Source organism: Fulvimarina manganoxydans (genome assembly GCF_900176465.1).
Classification (GTDB): Bacteria; Pseudomonadota; Alphaproteobacteria; order Rhizobiales; family Rhizobiaceae; genus Fulvimarina; species Fulvimarina manganoxydans.
Genome location: NZ_FWXR01000052.1, coordinates 1 through 1,354, shown reverse-complemented (window position 1 = coordinate 1,354; position 1,354 = coordinate 1). Strand labels below are relative to the sequence as shown.

The 1,354-nt window shown below is 61.0% G+C and carries 1 protein-coding gene and 1 pseudogene; both read right to left on the bottom strand.

The window, feature by feature from the left end; all coding sequences use genetic code 11:
* Positions 1-89 precede the first annotated feature (89 nt).
* A complete protein-coding gene (locus tag B9A15_RS22325; RefSeq protein WP_084413149.1) occupies positions 90-647 on the bottom strand; it encodes a hypothetical protein in 558 nt (185 codons plus the stop codon).
* A 137-nt stretch (positions 648-784) separates the two neighbouring features.
* Positions 785-1,354 (bottom strand): annotated as a pseudogene (locus B9A15_RS22320) (IS5 family transposase); the annotation flags it as partial.

The window sequence follows — 1,354 nt, the reverse complement described above, 5'->3', positions numbered from 1 at the left end:
CTCCCACGGGCTTGGTGTCCCAAAGGTGCATCGGTCTTCCATCCGCCACCGCACTTGCCACTACAGCTTCAAATACGGCATTTGGGAAGTTACAAGGGTGCTCGTTTTCGATGGGGGTGTCCCCTCCTTTTCGAGGGGGTCTCCGGCCCGTGATCCTCGTAAAACGGAAAGTCATCCGGCCGGGCCGCAGCCTTCTCGGCTTCCCGGATACGCTTCGGCTTGGCAAGCATGGTCGTCTTCCAGTCGTCGATGCAGGTGTAGATGTCGCCGGCATAGTCGCCCGGCCTGCGATCGATGCGCAGGAAGCCGGTCTTGACCAGGGCGTTGAGCTGAATGCGGAGGCGGTTCCCCTGATACCCACACGGCTCGACCACGACGTTGCCTTCGTCATCGGCGAGACCGCTTTCCATGAAGGCGCGTGTCATCTGCCGGCTGGTCGAGCGGCCGTCCGTGAGATCGACGATCTGGCTGTAGAGCCATGTGGCGAGGAAGCGTGTGCCGGGGCTGAGAGTAGCCGGCACCTTTCGGACGCAAAGGCGATAGCCGTCGCGTTGGGAGATGGGGTGCGTTCGGAGGGTCTGGGAGGCTGCATGAGAGGCGCGAGCGCGCACGTCATCGAGAGCCACGACCTCGGCAAGAGGGGCCATTTCAAATCCTTTGCGCATTGAAAGTATAGTGTTGACTAAGACTTTGATAGATCGGTGGTCTATTGACCTGCAGGGGCCATTTTTAATATACTATCCACGAGGCTATAAGAAAAGGACCTAGGCTCAGGACTCATTGATCAAAGCCAGAAGATGACGGCGGCAGTGATGCAGATGGCCGAGAAGAAGGTGTGGGCGCACCGGTCGTAGCGTGTGGCGACGCGCCGCCAGTCTTTGAGCTTGGCGAACAGGTTCTCGACCTTGTGGCGTTGGCGGTAGAGCGTCGTGTCGTATGCGTAGGGGGTTTTGCGGCTTCGGCTGGATGGGATGCACGGCTCGATGCCCCTGGCTTCCAGTTCCGCGCGGAACCATGCGCTGTCATAGCCGCGATCCGCAATCAGGTGCGAGGCCGCAGGCAAAGCGTCGAGCACGAGACGGGCGCCCTTGTGGTCGCTCATCTGGCCTTCCGACAGGAGCAGGATGATCGGTCGCCCTTCGCCGTCGCAGACGGTATGGAGCTTCGAGTTCAACCCACCCTTGGTTCGCCCGATACGACGGGGAACATCCCCTTTTTAAGCAGGCTCGCCGCCGTGCGGTGGACCTTCAGGTGGGTGGCGTCGATCATGATGCGCTCAGGTTCCGGCCCTTCACCGGCAAGCCCGGCGAAGATGCGGTCGAAGACACCCAGCCGGCTCCAGCGGATAAAGCGG